21 protein-coding genes are annotated in these 23,459 nt (G+C 26.2%); 19 read left to right on the plus strand and 2 right to left on the minus strand.

The window, feature by feature from the left end; genetic code table 11:
- Positions 1-393 precede the first annotated feature (393 nt).
- Positions 394-1,404 (plus strand): UDP-glucose 4-epimerase GalE, encoded by a 1,011-nt coding sequence (gene galE, locus HCG70_RS15140; protein WP_221697955.1) that lies wholly within the window; start codon positions 394-396, stop codon positions 1,402-1,404.
- Between the two features lie 170 nt (positions 1,405-1,574).
- Here galE and HCG70_RS15145 read toward each other — a convergent pair whose 3' ends face one another.
- A complete protein-coding gene (locus tag HCG70_RS15145; protein ID WP_195955613.1) occupies positions 1,575-3,614 on the minus strand; it encodes an LTA synthase family protein in 2,040 nt (679 codons plus the stop codon).
- A 151-nt stretch (positions 3,615-3,765) separates the two neighbouring features.
- Positions 3,766-5,802 carry an LTA synthase family protein gene (locus HCG70_RS15150; protein WP_221697956.1) on the minus strand — a complete coding sequence of 679 codons (2,037 nt, stop codon included), beginning with the start codon at positions 5,800-5,802 and terminating at the stop codon, positions 3,766-3,768.
- Positions 5,803-6,057: 255 nt separating this feature from the next.
- On the opposite strand from HCG70_RS15150, the gene HCG70_RS15155 reads away from it, so the two are divergent.
- From HCG70_RS15155 to HCG70_RS15240, 18 genes are all read left to right on the plus strand, one after another.
- Positions 6,058-6,936 (plus strand): glycosyltransferase family 2 protein, encoded by an 879-nt coding sequence (locus HCG70_RS15155; protein WP_221697957.1) that lies wholly within the window; start codon positions 6,058-6,060, stop codon positions 6,934-6,936.
- Between the two features lie 22 nt (positions 6,937-6,958).
- On the plus strand, positions 6,959-7,873 hold the full coding sequence (locus tag HCG70_RS15160) for a glycosyltransferase family 2 protein (RefSeq protein WP_221697958.1): 915 nt from the start codon (positions 6,959-6,961) through the stop codon (positions 7,871-7,873).
- 12 nt (positions 7,874-7,885) lie between these two features.
- Positions 7,886-9,052 (plus strand): glycosyltransferase, encoded by a 1,167-nt coding sequence (locus HCG70_RS15165; protein ID WP_311776476.1) that lies wholly within the window; start codon positions 7,886-7,888, stop codon positions 9,050-9,052.
- A gap of 1 nt (position 9,053) precedes the next feature.
- Positions 9,054-10,493 (plus strand): flippase, encoded by a 1,440-nt coding sequence (locus HCG70_RS15170; RefSeq protein WP_221697959.1) that lies wholly within the window; start codon positions 9,054-9,056, stop codon positions 10,491-10,493.
- 211 nt (positions 10,494-10,704) lie between these two features.
- On the plus strand, positions 10,705-11,097 hold the full coding sequence (locus HCG70_RS15175) for a GtrA family protein (protein WP_221697960.1): 393 nt from the start codon (positions 10,705-10,707) through the stop codon (positions 11,095-11,097).
- Between the two features lie 30 nt (positions 11,098-11,127).
- Positions 11,128-11,598 carry a hypothetical protein gene (locus tag HCG70_RS15180; RefSeq protein WP_195955619.1) on the plus strand — a complete coding sequence of 157 codons (471 nt, stop codon included), beginning with the start codon at positions 11,128-11,130 and terminating at the stop codon, positions 11,596-11,598.
- Positions 11,599-11,609: 11 nt separating this feature from the next.
- Positions 11,610-12,995 (plus strand): DUF6056 family protein, encoded by a 1,386-nt coding sequence (locus HCG70_RS15185; RefSeq protein ID WP_221697961.1) that lies wholly within the window; start codon positions 11,610-11,612, stop codon positions 12,993-12,995.
- Positions 12,996-13,010: 15 nt separating this feature from the next.
- Entirely contained in the window at positions 13,011-13,955 is a 945-nt protein-coding gene (locus HCG70_RS15190; protein ID WP_195955621.1) for a glycosyltransferase family 2 protein, read from the plus strand.
- An 80-nt stretch (positions 13,956-14,035) separates the two neighbouring features.
- Entirely contained in the window at positions 14,036-15,583 is a 1,548-nt protein-coding gene (locus tag HCG70_RS15195; RefSeq protein ID WP_221697962.1) for a glucosyltransferase domain-containing protein, read from the plus strand.
- Between the two features lie 78 nt (positions 15,584-15,661).
- The gene (locus HCG70_RS15200) at positions 15,662-16,657 is read left to right on the plus strand and encodes a glycosyltransferase family 2 protein (RefSeq protein ID WP_221697963.1); all 996 of its coding nucleotides are present in this window, start codon (positions 15,662-15,664) and stop codon (positions 16,655-16,657) included.
- 16 nt (positions 16,658-16,673) lie between these two features.
- Positions 16,674-17,561, plus strand: coding sequence for a glycosyltransferase family 2 protein (locus HCG70_RS15205; RefSeq protein WP_221697964.1), 888 nt, complete (start codon positions 16,674-16,676; stop codon positions 17,559-17,561).
- A gap of 35 nt (positions 17,562-17,596) precedes the next feature.
- Entirely contained in the window at positions 17,597-18,934 is a 1,338-nt protein-coding gene (locus HCG70_RS15210) for an O-antigen ligase (protein ID WP_221697965.1), read from the plus strand.
- Between the two features lie 318 nt (positions 18,935-19,252).
- On the plus strand, positions 19,253-19,906 hold the full coding sequence (locus HCG70_RS15215; protein WP_221697971.1) for a sugar transferase: 654 nt from the start codon (positions 19,253-19,255) through the stop codon (positions 19,904-19,906).
- 26 nt (positions 19,907-19,932) lie between these two features.
- A complete protein-coding gene (locus HCG70_RS15220; RefSeq protein WP_221697966.1) occupies positions 19,933-20,784 on the plus strand; it encodes a glycosyltransferase family 2 protein in 852 nt (283 codons plus the stop codon).
- A 10-nt stretch (positions 20,785-20,794) separates the two neighbouring features.
- Positions 20,795-21,661: a glucose-1-phosphate thymidylyltransferase RfbA gene (rfbA, locus tag HCG70_RS15225; protein ID WP_221697967.1), complete on the plus strand. Its 867-nt coding sequence runs from the start codon at positions 20,795-20,797 to the stop codon at positions 21,659-21,661.
- Positions 21,662-21,665: 4 nt separating this feature from the next.
- A complete protein-coding gene (gene rfbC, locus HCG70_RS15230; RefSeq protein ID WP_195955628.1) occupies positions 21,666-22,244 on the plus strand; it encodes a dTDP-4-dehydrorhamnose 3,5-epimerase in 579 nt (192 codons plus the stop codon).
- A 49-nt stretch (positions 22,245-22,293) separates the two neighbouring features.
- Entirely contained in the window at positions 22,294-23,187 is an 894-nt protein-coding gene (gene rfbD / locus HCG70_RS15235; protein ID WP_221697968.1) for a dTDP-4-dehydrorhamnose reductase, read from the plus strand.
- Between the two features lie 99 nt (positions 23,188-23,286).
- Positions 23,287-23,459: GDP-mannose 4,6-dehydratase (locus HCG70_RS15240; protein WP_221697972.1), on the plus strand; the 173-nt coding region annotated here is incomplete at its 3' end.

A 23,459-nucleotide genomic window follows, 5' to 3' on the forward strand; every position in this document is an offset into this window, starting at 1 on the left:
AAACTTATATAATTTTCAAAGAGCGAGCAATTCTATGAAAAATCAAGCTATTTTTTCATATCAGCTTAACAGATTCGTCCATAAAATTTGTAATTTTTAATAGTATAATAATTTTAACATGAACAAATACAATTTGACAAAATATATTAATGTTTGATTTTGGGATTAAATTACTTTTTCTGTTTATTAAAATATTAGGTTTTATTGAGTAAATTATGCATGAGCCTTTTGTATGAAATTTATAATTATATTTAATCAAAATGTTGTAATATCATATGGAAAGAAATGATGGAAAACTTTGTTAATTAATTTAAAAAAGTTATTTAATATTTGAAAAATATGTTATATAATAATAAGTGAGAAAATTAATAATTGGTTGGGAGGAAATTAATTATGGCAGTATTAGTATCAGGTGGAATGGGTTATATCGGAAGTCATACAACAGTAGAACTTTTAAATGCAGGATATGATGTTGTAATTGCTGACGATTTAAGTAACAGTAAAGAGCTTGTTAAAGATAGAATTAGAGAAATAACAGGGAAGGACGTTAAATTTTATAACGTTAATTTAACAGATGTAAATGAGACTGAAAAAATATTTGAAGAAAATGATATAGATTCAGTAATTCACTTTGCAGCTTTTAAAGCAGTAGGTGAATCAGTTGAAAAACCATTAGAATATTACTACAATAACTTAACAAGTGCATTAGTAGTATTAAAGGCTATGAAGAAATATGGATGTAGAAACTTTGTATTTAGTTCATCTGCAACAGTTTATGGAGATGCAAAGGTAGTTCCTATAACAGAAGATTCTCCATTATCAACTACTAACCCTTATGGATCAACTAAGCTTATGATTGAAGATATGTTAAGAGATATTGCAAAGGCAGAACCACAATTAAACATAGCGATACTAAGATACTTTAATCCAGTTGGAGCTCATAAGAGTGGAACAATAGGTGAGGATCCAAATGGAATACCAAATAACTTAATGCCATATATCACAAAAGTAGCAATTGGAGAATTAAAGCAATTAAGAGTATTCGGTAATGACTATCCAACTCATGATGGAACAGGTGTAAGAGATTATATCCATGTTGTAGATTTAGCTGTAGGGCATGTTAAAGCCTTAGAAAAACTTGCAACTAATCCAGGACTTGTAACTTATAATTTAGGAACTGGTATTGGATATTCAGTACTAGATGTTGTTAAGGCATTTAGTGAAGCATCAGGAAGAGAAATTCCTTATGAAATAGTAGAAAGAAGAGCAGGGGATATTGCTACTTGTTATGCTGATCCTAAGAAAGCAAATGAAGAGTTAGGATGGAAAGCAGAAAGAGGAATCAAGGAAATGTGTGAAGATTCTTGGAGATGGCAAAGTAATAATCCTAAGGGATATAACTAAGTAATAATATAAAGAAAATTCACTATTTATTTTCGTTAATAAGAGTAAGTTCATTTTATTAAATTAAAGCTTGCTTAAATGAACTTATTAGCAGATAAAATAAAAAATAAGAGAATGTATCAAGTAAAGTTTAAAACTTAAGCTAAAGATACATTCTCTTTTTCATAATATTATTCAAAACTTATTTCATTTGAGTAAGAAAATACAGCTGAACCAGTTGCAGAAGGTTGGCGAACTTGAATTGTATCGCCAGGCTTACAATTAGCGAGAGATATTGCTAAGGTATTACCATCTATAACAGTTTTATCAACGTATTTATTATTAACATAAACGTTACTATAATTATTAAAGTTTTCACCATGTATTAATATATGAGTATCGTTATAGGATTCTAGATTATCTATTTTTACAGTTTTATATCCAATTGTATAGTCTTCTGATGGGATAAGTTCCTCATAATCAGAAGTATAGTTCTTGCCATAAATCATATCATATTCTAATTGATGAAGGTATTCTTTCTTTGTTTCATCATCAAGATTACTATTATGAAGAGTACTTAATGTTGTACTAGTTAAAGAAAGCTTGTCTAAAATAATTGAAGTAAGTTCATATGTCTTAATATCCTTATCAGTTTTAGGTAAATTCATATTGTCCCAAATTAAATATGGAGTTTGCTTAAGTGTTCCAATAGATACATCAGTAGCATCTATGCCAACTGCAGGAAAGTGATCTCCATAAAAAGCAATAACAGTAGGTTCATTTAAATTATTAACAGCTTCTATTAAATTACCAACAAATTGATCCATTTCATAAACCTGATTTATGAAATATTCTAAGCTATTTCTATTACTCTTATTATAATCATTAGTAATAGAAATTTCTTTATTTTCTAATGCATCATTAGGATAATTCCCATGACCTTGAACAGAAATACCAAATATTAAATCAGCATTATCAGTAGATGTTAAGATATTGCAAATTTCATCTACTAAAACACTATCTTTTGCCCAACCTACTGGAGTTGTTTCAGGAATATCCATGCATTCTATAGGAGTAAAGCAATCAAAACCTAAGTTTTTATATACTACATCTCTTGAATAAAACTTACCTTGATGATTATGAAGTGAATTAGCACTATATCCTAATTCCTTTAAAGTATAAGCAAGTGAAGGTATAGCTTTTTTAGATGCTATAGTATTGTAAGGAAATTCTCCAGCACCGAAAAATTCTGTAGACATTCCTGTAATGACTTCAAACTCTGTATTTGCCGTTCCACCACCAAGTACTGGTACTGATATTAATCCTGAAGTAAACTCTTGGGATAAAGTTTCAAAATTACTAACAGGATTTTTATTTAATGTAATATCTGTTATCCAGTTAGGATTTATGAAAGATTCAAGTTGAATTAATATTATATTAGGATTTAATGTAGAATCAGTATTACTATCTTCAGAATATGAAATATTAGTAAAATCATAATAGCTAGATGAAGAATTTGCAGTTAATACATCATCACTTTCAATTTCTAGTGAAAGTAAATCATCTTTTATTGAGGATATAGTATTTTTTGAGTAGTTTCCAGGTTTATGTATTCCATTATTAATAGCACTATTAAAGAAAGAATAAGTAAATCCATAAGTACTATATCCCCAGGTAATATCCCAAAAGTTTTTACTTATTATATTTGAATTAAGTCCATAATTTAAAAATAATGAGAACGTTAACAAATATAAACATAAAGAAGAAATATTTATAATATACCTAATTTTGGTTTTTTTACATTTAAAAAATACAATTGATAATATTGTTAGTAATACGACTAATAATAAGACTATTAATATTATTGAGTTTTTAGTAAGATATTGATCACTAAGTTCTAATCCACTTTTAATCATTCCCATATCAGCAAAAGTTAAAGGGGTTTCTCTAAAACTCATTAATAAATTATTAGCAATTCCTAATATAAGCCAAATTAAAGAACCTAATGAAAAAGCAAATAACCTTTTTTTAAATAAGAAGCATGGACTTAATGTTACTGAAATAATCAACATATTATATAGGAAAATTTTAAATGAACCTGTTAAAAAATTAAATGCTTCATTAATATTTCCTCTAGAAATCCAATCTATTATAAAAGTTAAAATTAATGAATAACAAATGAAAATTAATATATTTAATAAACTTTTTTTATCTATAAATTTTTTTAACATTATACCCCCAGTTTAATAATGATTTATGTATATTATAAATCTTAAAAACAAGAGAAACAATGTTAAAAAGTACATTAATATGTAAAATTTATTTAAACAAATAAAAAACAGAGGAAAATGCACATAATATTCATCTGTTTTTCGTTTTAAATTAAGGTTGAATAGAAAGAGTAGGTGTAACAGATAGAACTTGAGCTCCACCAGAAATTTGACCAATAAAAATAGTTGAACCGTCATCTTTTACAACACTTGCATCACAAGAAATTTTATTTGCTGATATAAACTCAGTAGTAGCGAAGTTACCATCAACTAAGAATATTGAGTTATATGTAAAATTTTCACCTTCTGCATAAAGTTTATCACCTTCAATATAAACATTAGATAAAAATATATCTTTTGAACCAAACTTAAGATTAGTTGCAGTTGGTTTTGAGATATATGAATATATATATTCATCTCCAAAAAGTGTATCATATTCAATAGCTTTTAATGCATTTAAGTATTCATCTTCATTACTATAAACAGAATTTTCATCATTAAATAGGTAGCTTTGATGTAATTTAGTTAATATGCCAGTATTAATGTCTAAATCATATAAAACTCTTGATGTTAATTGGTATGCTTCTAAATTTAAGTTTGATTTTTTTAGATTTAAATTATCCCAAATTACATATTCTGTTTCATAAAGATTTTTATTAGATAAATCTTCCTTTGAAAGATTTAAATTAGGTAAATGATCACCATAAAATACTATTACAGTAGGTTCATTTAATGCATTAACTGCATCTATAAGTTCTTTAATAAATAAATCCATTTCGTAAACTTGATTAGCATAATATTCTAATTGATTTTTATTTAAGTCATCATTAATACTTGTAACATTAACATACTTTTCATCAGAAATTTCTTTATCAGGATAGCTTCCATGACCTTGAACTGAAATCGCATAAATGAAATCTTGAGTTTCTGTTGAAGTTAATAAATCTACAATTGGTTCAATCAAGAATTTATCCTTTGCCCAGTCTAAATCAGTTCTTTCATTAATAAGCATGTATTCAGCTGAAGTAAAGGTATCAAATCCTAAGTTAGCAAATACAGTATTACGGTTATAGAAATTACCTTCATGGTTATGTAAAGCATGAGTGGAATAATTTAATTCTTTTAAAGCGTAATTTATTGATTCTGATGCCTTATTATTTATTGTTGTGTTATAAGGGTATTCTCCAGGGGCAAAAAAGTCTAAATTAAATCCACTAATAACTTCAAACTCAGTATTAGCAGTTCCACCGCCTATGGTTGAAACTGAAAATGTACCAGTACTATAGTTGTTTTGAAGTTCTCTAAAATTTGGGATTGGATCAATATCAAACTCTACGCTTTCAATTAATGTTGGATCAAAAAATGACTCTAATTGAATCATTAAAATATTAGGCAGTTCCTTTTCATCATTAGATGAATTAGTTAGTGATAAATTATTGCTACTGCTTACTAGGGAATCTTCTAAGGTGTAATAAATAGATTCCATAAAATTTTCCGAATAAGAATCAGGTTCAGAAACTCCATTATTAATAAGGGTTGTACTAAAACAGTAAATAAATCCATTTTCTGAATAAACAGCTTCTAAGTCCCAGAAGTTATTAGAGACTATTGAACTATTTACTGCAAAACCATTAAATAATTTATAAATAATAAAGATAATTGTTATCAATCCAAAGGATAAAAAATAATTAATTTTAAATTTGCTTTTAGGAGCAAATTTAAAAATTAAAATTAGTAAGACAATTAATATAAAAAGTAATAATATAATTGAAATAATTTCTTTGTTAGAAAGATAATTATTCATTAGTTTAAGACCACTTTTAATTAGTCTTAAATCATTACCTGTAAGTGGAGTACCTCTTAGATTAACTATTACATTGTTACTTATGGCAGAAATAATCCAAATTGATGAAATAATAGAGTATGAAAAGATTTTTCTCTTTGTTAATAAAGTAATAGATAATGTTATTAAAACTATTGTTGAGTTAAATAAAAAAGTCATAGGTCTATTTTTAATAAAATTTAAACTTTCATATATTGAACCTCTACTTATACTGTCAACTATAACTGTTAATAATAATGATATGAGTATTAGTATTATAGTTGGACTTAGTATGTAGTCAAAAATTTTTTTTGTTTTAGAATTCATTTTAACCTCCGTATATTTTAAATAGTCTTAACAATTATACTATGAAAACGATTGGAAAAGGATAATGTAAGATGAAATAATTATGAGTATTTCATAAAAAAATTTAAAAGAGTTTCATTATATGCTATAATTACTAACATTAGGTAGGATATAGCTATATTTAAACAAAATGTGAATTTTTTTTATAATAAATTATTTTTGTGATATACTTTGGTTTTGCAGAAGTAATAATTAAGTTAGTAAGGAGAAAGTGTAATGTGTAAAGTTGCAGCGATTATAGTTTCATATAATCCAGATAATAACTTATTTGATAGCGTAAACTTGTTAATAAATCAAGTTAACAAAATAATAATTGTAGATAATGGTTCTAAAGATGAAAAAATAAAGAATATAAATTCAATTGCAAATATAGATAAAGAAAAAATACAGGTAATTTTTAATAAAGAAAATTTAGGGATTGCTACAGCACTAAATATAGGTGTAAAAGAAGCTTTGGATCAAGATTATAAATGGATATTAACAATGGATCAAGATAGCAAAGCTAGTATAAATATGATTGAAAAGATGTTTGAAGTATACAAAGGAATAAGTGAAGATGAGAGAAAAGAAATACTTAGTATTTTCCCTAATTTTGTTGACGAAAGAATTCAATCAATTGAAGAAAATTCTGATATGAAAGCTTATGAATATGTTGATGCAGATATAACTTCAGGTAATTTATTAAAAGCAGAGGTATTTGATAAAATAGGATTTTTTGATGATAGCTTATTTATAGATTTAGTAGATACTGATTTCTGCATGAGATTAAATGAGAAAAATATTAAGATGATTAAGGTAAGAGATGCAATTCTTTATCATAGTCTTGGAGAAAGCCAATCTGTAAAAAGTATTTTTGGAAAATTTAACACATCAAATCATTCAGCATTAAGAAGATATTATATGACTAGAAATAGATTTTATACTTGGGAAAAGTATAAAGATTTAAATAGCTTTACTTTAAATAGAGATAAGAAGTTATTTAAAAAGGAATTTGTAAAAATAATTTTAGGTGAAGAAGATAAAATAAATAAAATAAAAATGGTTTTCAGAGGATACAAAGATTATAAAAAAGGTATTAGAGGCAAACTAAAATAAGTAGTTAAAAGGAGAAGTAAATATGCTTGGAATAGTAATTGCTAATTGGAATGGAGAAAAACTAATTAACAAATGCCTTGAGAGTCTGGAAAATCAAGTATTTAAAGATTTTAAAGTATACATAATTGATAATGATTCTAAGGATAATTCTAAAGAAATAATCAATAGTTATAAGGGAAAATTAAAGATAGACTTAACAGAAATGAACTATAATAGTGGATTTGCACCTGCTAATAATATAGGTATAAAAAAAGCTATTGAAGATAAGTGTGATTACATTTTGACTTTAAATAATGATGTTGAGGTTCCTAGGGAATCTTTAATTAATGCTATGAACGAAATAAATAGCAATAAAGATTTTGATGTATTTCAATTATTTATGATAAATTACTTTAATAAGGAAGTTTGTGATGCAGCTGGATTAAATTTTAAGAATGATTTGATTCCATTACAAGTAGGTTTCAAAGAAAGTGCTTCAGAAATATTAAGTAAAGAAAAGATTGAGATAGAAGGGGTTTGTGCTGGTGCAGCTATATATTCAGTAAAGGCATTAGAAGCTGTAAAGTTAGATAATGAAAACTATTTTGATAGTAATTTCTTTGCATACTTTGAAGATGTTGATTTATCATTAAGACTTAAAAGTGCAGGATTTAAAGCTAAATTATTAAAAGATAGTATTGTATATCATATGCATTCAGCAACAGGTGGTAAAACATCAGGGTTTAAAGAGTATTACTTAACTAGAAATTTATTTATGTATACAAAGAGAAATCAAAGTTTAGAAGAATACAACAAGCATAAAAAAGAATATTATATAAGATTTTTAAAAACTGTTATAAAAAATATAAATAATTTTAATGCGGTAAAATCTGCAATAAAGGGCTTGAATGATGGCTTAAAGGAAAGCAAGAAAATTGAATATTGGAAAGTCCAATAAGGAGGCATTATTGTGAAAAAAATAGTAAAAGCAATGAGAAAAGTTATTTATTTAAGGGATCAAAGTAACTTTAAAAGGTATATAAATAGTTTATTAGAGGAGGTAGACTTTACTCCAATTGTAAATGAAATACCTCAAAAAATAAAAAGTATAACATTTGTTATACCAGGAATGCCAGCCTTTAGTGGAGGTCATACATCTATTTTAAGATTAGGTACGGAGCTAAGTAAAAGAGGTTATGAAGTAGGATATATATCTTTTGCACCTCAAAGCATTGATGATATGAAAAAAAATGCAGAAATTAATTTAGCTAATTATAAGGGAAAGATTCTTGGCGATGATATTACAAAAGTAAAAAGTGATGTAGTATTTGCAACATCATGGGAATCAGTTTATTACTCAAGAAAAATGAGTGGATATAAGATGTACTTTATTCAAGATTATGAACCATACTTCAATTTATATGGAGAAAGCTATATTATGGCTCAAAAATCTTATGAAGTTGGATATCATATGGTTAGCTTAGGAAAATGGAATAAACATATGATAGAAAAGGAATGCAACATAAATTCAAGGTTAGATTATATTACATTCCCATATGAAGGAAAAGAATACTTTGCCAAAGAAAGAAATTTTGATGAATATAAAACTAAAAAGGAATTTAATTTTGCTGTTTATATAAAGGATGTAGGTAAAAGAGCACCTTATTTAATTCAATATTTACTTACAAAATTAAAGAAAGATTTTAGTGAAGAAGGCATTACATTAAATATTAAATATTATGGTGAAGATAAAAACTTCAAATGTGAAGGCGGAGAAAATATAGGAAAGTTAAGTAAATCTGAATTATTAAACTTATATAATACTTCAGATTTTGGACTAGTTGCATCTTTAACTAATATTTCATTAGTACCATACGAAATGTTAGCTACAGGATTACCAGTAATAGAATTTAAAGAAGGAACATTTGAGTATTTCTTCCCAGAAGATACTGCAATTATTACCTCTTTTGATTACAATGATTTTTATAATCAAGTTAAAGAAGCTATAAATAATACTGATAAATTAAAAGAAATGAATAAAAATTCAATGAAATTCTTGAAAGAATTAAGTTGGGAAAAAACTACTGATGAATTTATTGAAATTTTAGATATGATAGGTTCAGGAAAGGGAGAGTAGTATGGCTAGAAGTGTAAAAACAAATTATTTGTATAATTTGCTATATCAAATTACTGCGATTTTATTACCGTTAATAACTATGCCATATGTATCTAGAGTTTTAAGTCCGCAAGGCGTTGGAACAAATAGTTTAACCAATGCAAATACTCAATATTTCATGTTGTTAGGAACTTTAGGTATAACTATGTATGCAACAAAGAAGATTGCTACAGTTAGAGATAATAAAAGAAAATTAAGACAAACATTTTGGGAGATATTTTCAATACAATTTATTGGTTGTATGATTTCATATGTTATTTTTGTTTTAGTTTTAGGATTAAATAGTTCTCTAGGAATGTATTATATGTTGCAAGGGTTCTTCATTTTATCAAGTGCTATAGATATATCTTGGTATTTTGTTGGAATTGAAGATTTTAAAAATGCATCAATAAGAAGCTTTTTTGTTAAGGTTACATCAGTAATTTTAATTTTTATTTTTGTAAAAGATAGTAATGATTTATGGCAATATATACTTATAAATAGTTTAACAATGTTTGTTGGACAATTTGTAATGTGGTTTTATGTGGACAAGAGTACTTTTTCATTTAAAAGTTTGGAAAAATTAAAGTTAAAGAAACACATGCTACCAGTTTTAGCGCTTTTCATACCACAAGTAGCATCACAAATTTATACTGTTTTAGATAAGACTATGTTAGGTATATATTCACCTACTGTAGATGTTGGATATTATGATCAATCTCAAAAAATAGTTAGAATATTACTTACAATAATTACTTCTTTAGGTATGGTAATGATGCCTAGGATAGCAAGCTTAACTAGTAAAAATCAACATGATTTAGTAAAAGACACACTAAAAAAATCTTTCACTGTAATAAGCTTTTTAGCAGTACCAATTGCTTTTGGAATTATGTCAGTAAGTGATAGATTTATTCCTTTATTCTTTGGATATGAATATATTAGTGTAATACCTTTACTTAAAATATCATCAGTTTTAATAATAATAATTGGATTAGGAAATGTTTTTGGAACACAGTATATGATAGCTGTTGGAAAAAATAAAGAATATACTATTTCAGTTTGTGTAGGTGCTGTTGTTAATTTTATTCTTAATTTAATATTAATACCTAAATACTCTGCTTTAGGAGCGGTAATTGCAACAGTATCTGCAGAACTATCAATTGCATTAATTCAACTTTGGTGTTCTAGAGAAATATTAGATTTTTCTTGGATTAAAGAAACGTATAAGTATTGGGTTTCAGGAATTATTATGCTATTAGTAGTTAGACTATTAGATATAGGAACACACAGAAATGTTTTAATATTAATAAGACAAATAGCAGGCGGTATGACAGTTTACTTTGTTATGTTACTTATCTTAAGAGATAAGATGTTAAAGAATGCTTTTCAAACTGTAAAAAACAGATTGAAAAAGAGCAGTTAAAAATTTACTTTATTAAAATATAAACTATAAAAAAAAGTGGCTTAGCCGCTTTTTTTATGGTAATAATCTTAATTTTTAAATAGATTAAATATAATGCTTAATAAAAATAGATATTAAATATAATGTTTGATAAAATTATATTTATAATGATAATTTAATGTATATATTTTTAATAAAGTTAAATTAAATAAAAAGATGGAGGCCTAATTAAATGAATTTTATTAATGAAGGTGTAAATAAATTTGTTAAATTTGGATTAGTTGGAGTGCTAAATACTTTAATAAATTGGATAATATTCGCTTTATTAAATTTTATAGGTGTGTATTATATAGTAGCTAATGTTATTGCTTATGTTATTGCAACTGCAAATAGTTATATTTGGAATTCTAAATGGGTATTTAAATATAATGGAAAAAATAAAAAAGAAACAACAGCTAAATTTGTAATATTAAATTTAATTGGATTGGGATTAAACACAGGAATATTATACTTATTAGTTGATATGGTAGGATTTAATAAATTAATAGCTTTAGTTATTACAACTGGTATTGTAATGATTATTAATTATATAGTAAATAAACTTTGGGTATTTAAAGAAAAATAATGTTTAATGAAAACAAGGAGAATATTATTTATGCAAAAGAAAATAGTATTATCCTCTTTAATAGTTATTATAATTATTAGCTTTAGTATTTATTTTTTCATAGAGAGAGATTTTGAAAAAGTTAAAGAGGTAAAGAATGTAGAGGATAGTTATGATATAGAAGTGGAATATGATATTGAAGATATAATTTATTCTGATATTGATATCGTAATAAAAGGATGGTTAGTTCAAATTGGAAGTAATAATAAATATATTAATAGAAGTATTTTATTAAAAGATGATGATGGTACTATTATTTCTATAAAAACTGAAGCAGAAAATCGTAGTGATCTAGCTGAGAAAAACACTTCAGAAACTATTTATAATAAATGTGGACTTATTGGCAGAGTAAAAAAAGATAAGTTAGATAAAGGTAAAAAATATCAAGTAGGATTTATGATAATTAACCAAGATGAAAAAGAAGAAGTAATTTTCACTAATGAGGTTATTGAGATAAGTTAGGATGGTATGAAATGAAAAAAATTTTAAAAAAGGTATTTAAAGCTGAGAATATTCCATATTTAATATTAGGATTAATGATGTTTTTGGTTTTTAGTAAAGTAAATATTACTTCGGGTGATGATGAGTGGTTTTCTACAATCCTTGATAAGTCATTCAATGGAAGTTTAATAGCATATCTAAAAGAAAGATATACTGGATGGACTGGTAGAATAGTTATAGAATCTATTATGGTGCCGATGTTTGCATGTAACATTTGGATATGGAGAGTTTTAAATACTATAATGAGTGTTATTTTAGCAATTGGAATATATAAATTAATTCCATATAGCTATATAAGAGAAATAACAGTAAGCAAAAGAATGTTAATTAAAAGTTTAATTTGCATTTTAATATTTTCTATACCAACAGAGGTATTTTCAGCATCAATATCATGGATAACTGGATCCTATAATTATTTATGGCCAGTATCATGTTTGCTTTTAACTATATTACCATTTAAAAATTCTATATTTAAGGAAGAGTTTAATAAAAAATGGTATTTTTTATTAATATTTACGACTATTTTAGGTGCTAATATGGAGCAAGCATCATTAATAATGTTTGTCTTTGCATTTATAACTAATATATATATTGCAGTTAGAGATAAAAAAATAAGAATAGATTTAGTAATATTCAATATTTTTATTGCAATAAATACTGCTGTATTATTTTTAGCACCAGGAAATTATGAAAGATCAAATAAAGAAATAGTAAATTGGTTTGGGCAATGGGATATGATATCTTTACCAACTAAGTTAATGATGGGACTTAATTTGTTTTTAGAGCATATTTTCGAAAGTAATATTATAATGATATCTATATTAGTTATTTTAATTAATATAGTAATTTGGAAGAAATATAAGTCTATATTAATTAAGGTAATAGGGGCTATTCCTATAGTCGTAGTTATTATAAAGTTTATAGAAGGAAAATTAAATATTTTAAATGTTAATACTGATTTAATTATATTTAAAATATTTAATGTTCAAAACTTAAATATTTTAAATTATGATAATATAAAGATATTTTTACCTACTTCTATTTTATTATGTATAGTATTAATTATACCAGTATTATTCTTACTTATATTTGATAAGATTGAAGTCAAATATTTATCAATAATATTATATTTAGCAGCAATTTGTTCAGCATTATCAATAAGTATATCTCCAACTATATATGCATCAGGACCAAGAGTATTTTTTGTAACTGATATATTGATAGTTGTAGCAATGGGATTAATACTAAGTGAACTTTTAAGAAAATGGCGTATTAATATTTTTGTTGTATTGATTTCTATACTTATTTTTTGGAATAGTTTTGTTTTATATCTTGAATATATTCTAAATAAGGTTTAAGGAGTGGATAAAGTTATGAAGAAGTTAATATCTATTATAATACCTATGTATAATGAAGAGGAATCTTTACCCTATCTTTATGATAGGTTAACTAAGTTAGCAGATAAGATAGAAAATTATAATATGGAATTTTTATTTGTTAATGATGGAAGCAAAGATAATTCTTTAAATATAGTTAAAGCATATAAAAAAAGTGATGAAAGAGTTTGTTATTTAAATTTATCAAGGAATTTTGGTAAAGAAGTTGCTATGGCAGCAGCACTTGATTATGTTAGGGGTGATGTAGTAGCAATAATAGATGCTGACTTACAAGATCCACCAGAATTAATAATTGATATGCTTAAATATTATGAAGAAGGATATGATGATGTTTATGCAAAGCGTAAAAGTAGAAAAGGTGAAACAGCTTTAAAGAAGTTTACATCACATACTTTCTATAGAGTCTTAAGAAGTGTTTCAAAAGTGCCAATTCAAGAGGATACTGGAGATTTTAGACTTTTAAGTAGAAGAGCAGTTGAAGCATTAAAAGCATTTCCAGAAAGACAAAGATATACTAAAGGTATGTTTAGCTTAATAGGTTTTAAAAAGAAGGCAATAGAATTTGATAGGGATCCTAGAGTAGCAGGAACAACAAAATGGAATTATTTCAAGTTATTTGATCTAGCTATTGAGGGAATAACATCATTTACAGTAGCCCCATTAAGGATTGCAACTATATTAGGGACAATAAGTGCTATTGGTGCATTGATATATATGGTATTTATTTTCTTTAAAACAATTATTAATGGAGTAGATGTTCCAGGATATGCAAGTTTAATTTGTATAATGTTATTATTAGGTGGGATTCAATTAATATCATTAGGGATAATAGGGGAATATTTAGGAAGAATATTTATAGAGGTTAAAAATAGACCTTTATACTTTGTAGATGAATATAGTGAAAGTAAGTATGAAGAATAAAAATCTTTAATTATATAATGAATATTTTATAAAAATTTAAAAATCAATAATTTTATTTTAGTAAGGTAGAGTGATTTTAAATGAATAGAGGGAAGTTAAAAAGCGATGTTTTAGAGTTAAAGAGTGACATATTAGAATTTATGAAGTATTGCAAAGAAAATACATTAAGCATAATTTTAATAATACTATTTACACTTATGACATATGGAATAAAAATATTTAACTACAGTATATCAATAGATACAGAAAAATTAATAAATGAATATGATTGGCAATTAGATACATGGGCGACATTTGGAAGATTTGGTTTGGTATTTACTAAAAAGTTATTTGGACTTAAGCCGTTTAATGCATATATATCGTGCTTTATGATGGTTGTTGCTATAGTTATATTTGGAATAACATGGAGTTATGTAATGAGTTATTTTTCTTTTGAGAAAAATAAGAAATCATTAATAAACTGTGTTTTCCCAATAATATTTATTACAGCACCGTTATTTACAGAACAGTTTAATTTCATATTACAAAGTTTTGAAGTAGCATTTGCTATAATATTATGCTCAATAGCAGTATTTTTTATTTCAAAGTGGGCTATAAAAAGTAATAATAATTTATATCTTATTATTTCAATAATATGCATGGTATGGGGATTTGGAACATACCAAGCAATAGTTGCTTTATATATATCTGGAGCATTAGCTTGTTACATATTAATTTATATTGCTAATAAAAAAGGAAATGTAGAAATAGATAAAAATTATTTTAAAATTTCAGTAATAAAATATTTAGTTACATTTATTATAGGTTACGTTGGATATTATATAGTTGATAAAATCGTTGCAGCTTTATATGGAGCATCAAAATATGTAGATGGAATGATTAAATGGGGAACAGAACCAGCTATAGAATCTATAAAGAATATTTTAAGATATGTAAGATATGGATTGTTTGGAGATGGACTGTTTTATAGTAAAGTATTTTTAGTATGCGTTTTAGTTTTAGGGGGATATGCTATAGTGAATATTTTCTCTAAGGGGAAAGATAGATTCTTATTCCTATGTGCAACAGGAGTATTTATTATATCACCATTTTTACTTTCAATATATATAGGAAATGGATTAATTCCTAGAATGCAATTTAATTATCAATTTGTAATTGCAACTGTATTATACCTTATAATATGGATGTTAAAAGATAAAAAAGCTAAAGGAATAATCATGATTGTTGCTTTATGTATAGCTATGAATCAAAGCTATACAGTTGTAAGATTATTTACTAGTGAGCAATTAAAGTATGAGGATGATGTTAAATTAGCTCAAGAGATTTCAGAAAAAATTGAAAGCTTAGGTTTAGGGGAATACCCAGAATATCCAGTAGTGCTAGTTGGAAGACATACTAGTTATATACCGGATAAAGTAGTGGGTGAGTTTATTGGTGTGTCTTGGTTTGAATTTGGTGGAAATAGTTCAAGAGCTATAGGCTTTATGAAGGCATTGGGATATAATTACATTGAAGCAACACAAGAGCAAATAAGCGAAGGCTATGAAATAGCAGAAAGTATGGAAGCTTGGCCTAGTACAAATAGTGTACAATTTAAAAATGGATTAATAATAGTTAAGCTTTCTTAAGCTTTTATAAAAAAATATAATATAAAATAATTAATATTCAATTGTTTTATAATAAAAATATAGAAAGTGTAGAGTTATATGGAAAAGTTAATTTCGGTAGCAATAGTTAATTGGAATGGGGAAAAATATTTATACAAATGTATAGACTCATTATTAAATCAAAATTATAAAAATATAGAGATTATAATTGTAGATAATGATTCTACTGATAATTCTGTGAAAATTATTGAAGATAACTTTAAAGAGAAAGTTGTATTATTTAAAAATAAAAATACTGGTTATGCAGGAGGAGCTAATAAAGGTATAGAGCTATCAAATGGTGAGTACGTAATAATAGCAAATCCAGATATTGTGTTTGGAGAAAATTATATTGAAAAGTGTATTAATAAATTTTCAGAAGATGAATCAATAGGAGCAGTAACAGGAAAGCTTTTAAAGTATGATTTTGATACAGATGAAAAATTAAATGTTATAGATTCTGCTGGGATATCTTTTAATCACTATAGACAAGGTATAGATATCGGACAAAATGAAGTTGATGAAGGCAAGTATGAGGAAGATAAAAGAGTATTTGGAGTTTGTGGAGCAGCTGCAGTTTTTAAGAAAGATGCTTTAGAAAAGATTAAAGTAAGTGGAGAATACTTTGATAATGACTTCTTTGCTTATAAAGAGGATATAGATATTTGTTGGAGATTAAACCTTTATGGATTTAAATGCTATTATGTTCATGATGCAATTTCTTATCATGGAAGAGGGATGAATAGTAGTAAGGGTATAATAAATACCATAAAAAACAGAAGAAGCCAATCAGAGTTTTTAAAGGGAATATCATTTAGAAATCATTATTTAATGATTATAAAAAATGAAACAAATTATGCCTTTGAAAAAGATAAGAGTAAAATATATATTGGAGTAATGAAATATCTTGTGTTCTTTATGTTATTTGATAGAAAATGCTTAAAGTATGTTAAAGAAATAAAAAGTAAAAGGACTTTAATGGAAGCAAAGAGAAATCAAATATTAAAAAATATAAAGATATCTGATGAGGAAATATATAAATTATTTGATTTATAATCATGGAGGGATAATATTGAACAGTGTTGCAGCAATTATTATTACATATAATGTAGAAAATGATTTTAGATTGCGTATTAATAAGCTTAAAGGAAAAGTTGATGAAATAATAGTAGTAGATAATGGATCTACTAATGAAACAATTAATATGTTAAAAGCTTTAGAAGATGAAATAACAGTTATATATTTAAATGAAAATAAAGGAATTGCATCAGCTTTAAATAAGGGGATAAATTACTCTATTAAAAAGGGATACCAATGGGTATTAACTTTAGATCATGATAGTATAGTAACTGAAGATATGATTAATAATATGTTAAATTGTTATAAAGGGCTTAATAGCAATTTAAAAGAAGAAGTGGCAATGCTTGTGCCAATACATGTTGAAGAAAAAGAGTATAATAATAGTAGTAATATTAATGAAGGAATAAATTTAAATTCATACAATGAGGTATTAACAGAAATTACTTCAGGTGCATTAACTAAAGCTAAAGTATATAAAGATGTTGCTATGTATGATGAAAAATTATTTATTGATTTAGTAGACCATGATTTTTGCTTAAATTTAAATAAAAAAGGATATAAAATACTACAAGTTAACTCCGCTGTTTTAGTGCATAATTTAGGAGAGAGTGAAAAGAAAAAAGTATTAGGTGTTACTATGATACCAACTAACCATAGTGCATTAAGAAGATATTATATGAGTAGAAACAGACATTATATTTGGGATAAATATAAAGAAGATTTTCCTAAGTGGGTACTAACTGATAAAAGAAGATTTATTACAGAAAATTTAAAAATAATTTTATTTGAAGATAATAAAATAGAAAAGTTTAAATATATTAGAAAAGGAATAAAAGATTATAAAAATAATATATTTGGAAAGTTTAAAAGTAGTAAATAATATAAAAAATAAAAGCATAGAGTGGAGAAAAGAAGATGAAGGGAAAAAGTGATACTATAAGAACTATTTTTAATATAGTTACAGTTTTAATTTTTATTGAATTTGTTCTTGGAGGTTTAGGACATTTATTTGGACTTCCTATAAGAAAGGGATTATTTGTAGTTGGAATAGCGTTCTCAGTATATATGATTTTTAGAGAAAAAATAAAAGTTGAAAAAAGGTTTTTAGTTCCAATTGTTGTTGTATGTATATATTTAGCTTATGGTAGTATTATTGGGTTAATTAATGGAAATAGCTTAGGTGATATATTCTCAGATGTTAATTCATTTTTAGGGATAATATATATATTACTTTTAATAGCCTATGTCAAAGATAGAAATGAAAATATTGATAAAATAATAAATGTGTTTGTAAATTGTGCAGTTATAGTTGCTATCATGACTATTACATTATTCTTTGTAAGTAGAATTTACTTACCTAACAATTTAGAAATAATAGTTACTTATAATAATTTAAACAGTAAATTACAGTATGGATTTATTAGTGGATTAGTAATGTCTAATAATTATGCTAGAGTGTATTTATATAATGGTATTTTCATGCAACTTGCAGCAGCGATTATGTTTATTAAATTATTTAATAAAGATAATAATGTTTTTGGAATTGTTAAGTTAGCAATACTTTTAGTTGGAATATATGTATCAAATACAAGAGGATTTTGGCTTGGAACAATAGGTGTAGTTATTATAGCATTTGCATATTATTTATGGAGAGTTAGAAGAGATAAGTTAACTTTAAAAAATATATTAATTTCAGTAATACCTATAATATTAGTTGCAGTAATACTTCCCAAAACTATAGTTGCTGTATCACCAGAACAAAATTTACCTAATTCATCTGGGACTATTAAAGACAGAATCGAGTCTATTGGAGATTTTGAAAATGATGAATCTAATAAGGTTAGAGCAATTCAACTTAGATTTTTAGTAGATAGAATTAAGGCAAAACCAGTTTTAGGGTGGGGATTTGGAGCTCACATCGATGAGTATCCTCAATATATGGAAGATAATAATTTACAACCAGTTAGCAGTAGTAGTTTTGAGTTATATTATGTAGAGTTATTATTTAAAACAGGTGTAGTAGGTATAGCAATTTTCTTTGGATACTTAATATTTAACTTTATTAAATTATTAAATTTATTATTTAGAAGAACTTTAGAAAAGAAAGATGAACAAGTTTTAGTAGGATGGACTATAGGAACAATGTCTATATTAGCATCATCTATTACAAATCCATATATAGCAGGGTTATCTGTATTCTTCGTTTTAGTTATGGAAGTTTATTTAATTCAATTATATGACTTAAAATATTAAGATTTACTTAAGGTGCACTTACAATGCACCTTTTATATTGACATTAATATTATTAAATAGTAAGATTTACTTTATGTATTACTATGATTAGAAATAAATCTAAATTTAAGGTATAATGTTAATAAGATGAAGAGAGAAATGTAGAAAAAGTTAAATTAATGCAAAGAATATATGAATTTTTATTCATTATTAAAAAATTATACTATAATATAAGTTAGATTATTTTTTTTATGAATAAAACTATAGTAATTAAAAAGAAATTTGATAATAATACTTATAAGGGAATATTAATAGGAGATTCATATGGAGTGTGATAATATGACTGATTTTAGAGCTAATGATATAGGAGAGAGAAAAAGAGAATCGCAATGGTATCCGTTTTTTAAAAGAACTGTAGATATTTTAGGATCGTTAATAGGATTAATATTATTAAGTCCAATTTTTCTTATTGTTGCTATTGCTATAAAGTTAGACTCAAAAGGACCGATAATATTTGGTCATACTAGAAAAGGACTGCATGGAAAAGATATAAAAGTATATAAATTTAGAACTATGCATCAAAATTCTGAGGAAATATTTAATAATTTCACGAAGGAACAAAAAGAAGAGTTTTATAAAAACTTTAAGTTAGAAAATGATCCAAGAATAACAAGAATTGGTGATTTTTTAAGAAAAAGTAGTATTGATGAGCTTCCACAGTTAATTAATATCTTAAATGGAACAATGAGCATTGTTGGGCCAAGACCGATAGTTGAAAAGGAAGTAGCTTTATACGGAGAATATGCTGATAAGTTATTTTCAGTTGTACCGGGGCTTACTGGATATTGGCAAGCAAATGGAAGAAGTGATACTACATATGAAGAAAGAATTAAAATGGATATGTATTATATAGATAATAGAAGTTTAGGATTAGACTTTAAAATAATTATTAAAACCTTTGGATCTGTTATAAGAGGAGAAGGCGCTGTTTAAAGAACTTAAAAATGGAGGAAAAGTACATGAAAATATCCATAATATGTCCTCTTTATAATGCAGAAGATTATATAGAAGATTTATATCTTAATATAAAAAAACAAAAGGATATTTGTATAGAGGAATTAAGATTTATTTTAACGGAATCAAAAGATAAAACTGAGGAAAAATTAAAGCAATTAAATTGTGATTATGAAAAAATTTCTAAAGAGAGTTTTTCACATAGCTTAGTTAGAGAAAAGGCTGCATTTGCAGCAAAGGGAGAGATAGTTGTATTTATAACTCAAGATATAAAGATTGAGGATGAGTATTGGTTATATCATCTAACTAAAGATATTGCTAATAATAAATGTGAAGCAGCTTTTAGTAGACAAATAGGATATCATTATCATAAAGTAGAAAAGTATACAAGAGAAATAAACTATCCGGCTGAAACAAGAATAGTTAGCAAAGAGGATGTTGAAAGATTAGGGCTTATGACATTTTTCTTTTCTGATGCATCAAGTGCAGTTTTAAAGGAAGTTTTTGTTAAGCTGAATGGATATGATAATAAGAATTTACCTACTAATGAAGATATGTATTTTGCATATAAGCTTATTATGAATGGTTATAGGATTGAATATGCATCAGATTCTAAAATAATTCATTCACATGATTTATCTTTTAATGAAACTGTAAAGAGATATAGTGATATAGGAAAGTTCTTTGACCAAAATCCATATTTTAAAGAATATAGTGCTGGAGAACGTGGGTTTAAGGTTCTTAATTATATATTTAAAAGAAGTATAGAAGATAAAAAGCCGTTAATTATTATGGATGCGATAGTTAATTTTGGAGCAAGATTTATAGGAATGAAATTTGTGAAAAATAGAAAGTGAGGTATTTAATATGAAAGGTATTATTTTAGCGGGTGGATCAGGAACTCGTCTTTACCCAGTAACAAAGGCTATGTCAAAACAAATGGTGCCAATATATGATAAACCAATGATTTATTATCCAATGTCAGTTTTAATGTTAGCAGGTATAAGAGAGATACTAATAATATCAACACCAAGAGATATAGTTAACTTTAAAGAATTATTTAAGGATGGTTCAGAATTTGGATTAAAAATTGAATATGCAATTCAAGAACAACCAAATGGATTAGCTGAAGCATTTATAATAGGAGAAGAGTTTATTGGCGATGACAATGTTGCTATGATATTAGGGGATAATATATTCTACGGCCAAAGCTTTACTTCACATTTAAAAGAAGCTGCAGAATTAAATAATGGAGCAATGGTATTTGGATATTATGTTCAAGATCCAAGAGCTTTTGGAGTAGTTGGATTTGATGAAGATGGAAAGGTAACATCTTTAGAAGAGAAGCCAGAAAAGCCAAAATCAAAATATGCAGTGCCAGGACTTTATTTCTATGATAATTCAGTAGTAGAAAAAGCAAAGGCATTAAAACCATCATCAAGAGGTGAGCTAGAAATAACAGACTTAAACAAGGTATACATGGAAGAAGGAACTTTAAAAGTAGATTTATTAGGCAGAGGTATGGCATGGCTTGATACAGGAACTCACGTATCAATGCTTAAGGCTTCTAACTTTGTTGAAGCAGTACAAACAACTCAAGGAACATTTATAGCTTGTCTTGAAGAAATTGCATATAGACAAGGATGGATTTCTAAAGAAAAGGTTAGAGAATTAGCTAAACCTTTAATGAAGACTGAATATGGAAAATATTTAATAGATATAATTGAGGAGTAGAGAGATGGTTGAAGTAGGAAATTTTAAATTTATAGAAACTAAAATACCTGATTTATATATTGTAGAACCAAAGGTATTTGGAGATGCTAGAGGATATTTCATGGAAAGTTATAACAAGCAACATTTTGATGAAGCTGGTTTAACAATGACTTTCGTACAAGATAATGAATCAAGATCTAAAAAAGGTGTTTTAAGAGGATTACACTTCCAAACACAGCATACACAAGGAAAGCTTGTAAGATGTACTGAAGGTGAAGTTTGGGATGTTGCTGTAGACTTAAGAAAAGGATCACCAACATACGGACAATGGGAAGGTGTATACTTAAGTGCAGAAAATAAGAGACAATTCTATGTACCAGAAGGTTTTGCACATGGATTTGTAGTATTATCTGAAACTGCAACATTTAACTATAAATGTACAGATTTCTATTCACCAGAACATGATGGTGGACTTTTATGGAACGATGAAGATGTTGCTGTAGAATGGCCACTAGATGGAATCGAAGAAATATTATTATCAGAAAAAGATAAGAAGCAAAAGAAATTTAAAGAATTAGACCTACCGTTCGTTTACGAAAAATAAAGAGTGCTAATTTAAAATATAAAAAAATTAACGTAATGGAGGTTTTATCATGAAAATCTTAATAACTGGTTCAAATGGACAATTAGGAAATGAACTTCAAAAAATAGTAGCTACAGGAAAAGCGGAAATAGGAGCAGTTTCAGAAGAAATTAAAAATGCAGAAGTTTTTGCTATGGATGTAGATACATTAGATATAACAAACTTAGAACAAGTTAAGAAAGTTTTAAATGAAGTTAAACCAGACGTAGTTATAAACTGCGCTGCAGCAACAAATGTTGATGGATGTGAAGCAAATCAAGATTTAGCTTTTAAAATAAATTCACTAGGGCCTAGAAATTTAGCTATGGTAGCTGAAGAATTAGGAGCAAAAATAGTTCAAGTTTCAACTGATTATGTATTTAGTGGAGTAGGAGAAACACCATTAAAGGAATCTGATTTAGTGGCTCCCGTAAGTGTTTATGGAAAAACTAAGCTTTTAGGTGAAGAATTCGTAAGAGATTTTTCATCAAAATATTATATAGTTAGAACAGCATGGCTTTATGGGTATGTAGGACATAACTTTGTTTATACAATGATGAAGCTTGGAAAAGATAGAGATACATTAAGTGTTGTAAATGACCAACTTGGAAATCCAACACATGCAAATGATTTAGCATATCATATATTAAAGCTTATTCAAACAGAAGAATATGGGGTATACCATTGTACAGGAAAAGGTGAATGTAGTTGGTATGATTTTGCATCTGAAATAATGAAGCTTTCAGGAAGAAATTGTACTGTAAATCCTTGTACTTCTGCAGAATATAAGAGTATGTATCCTAATTCAGCTGATAGACCAGCGTATTCATCACTTGATAACATGATGCTTAGATGCACAGTTGGTGATGAAATGAGAGATTGGAAGGATGCTTTAAAAACTTTCATGGATAATGTTGAAAAATAATTAAGATTTAAGATCAAATTAAAGTAGAACTTGATTCATTAATTATAGTAATAAAATTATTAACAAATTTAAGCTTTTAATAATAAGGAGAATTTAATTATGAAAACTTATTTAGTAACTGGTGGAGCTGGATTTATAGGCTCAAACTTTGTATTATACATGTTAAATAAATATGAAGATATAAGAATAATAAATTTAGATAAGTTAACTTATGCAGGAAACTTAGAAAACTTAAAGTCAATTCAAAATGACCCAAGACATATCTTTGTACA

The organism is Clostridium sp. K04 (genome assembly GCF_019734375.1).
GTDB lineage: Bacteria > Bacillota > Clostridia > Clostridiales > Clostridiaceae > Clostridium > Clostridium saudiense.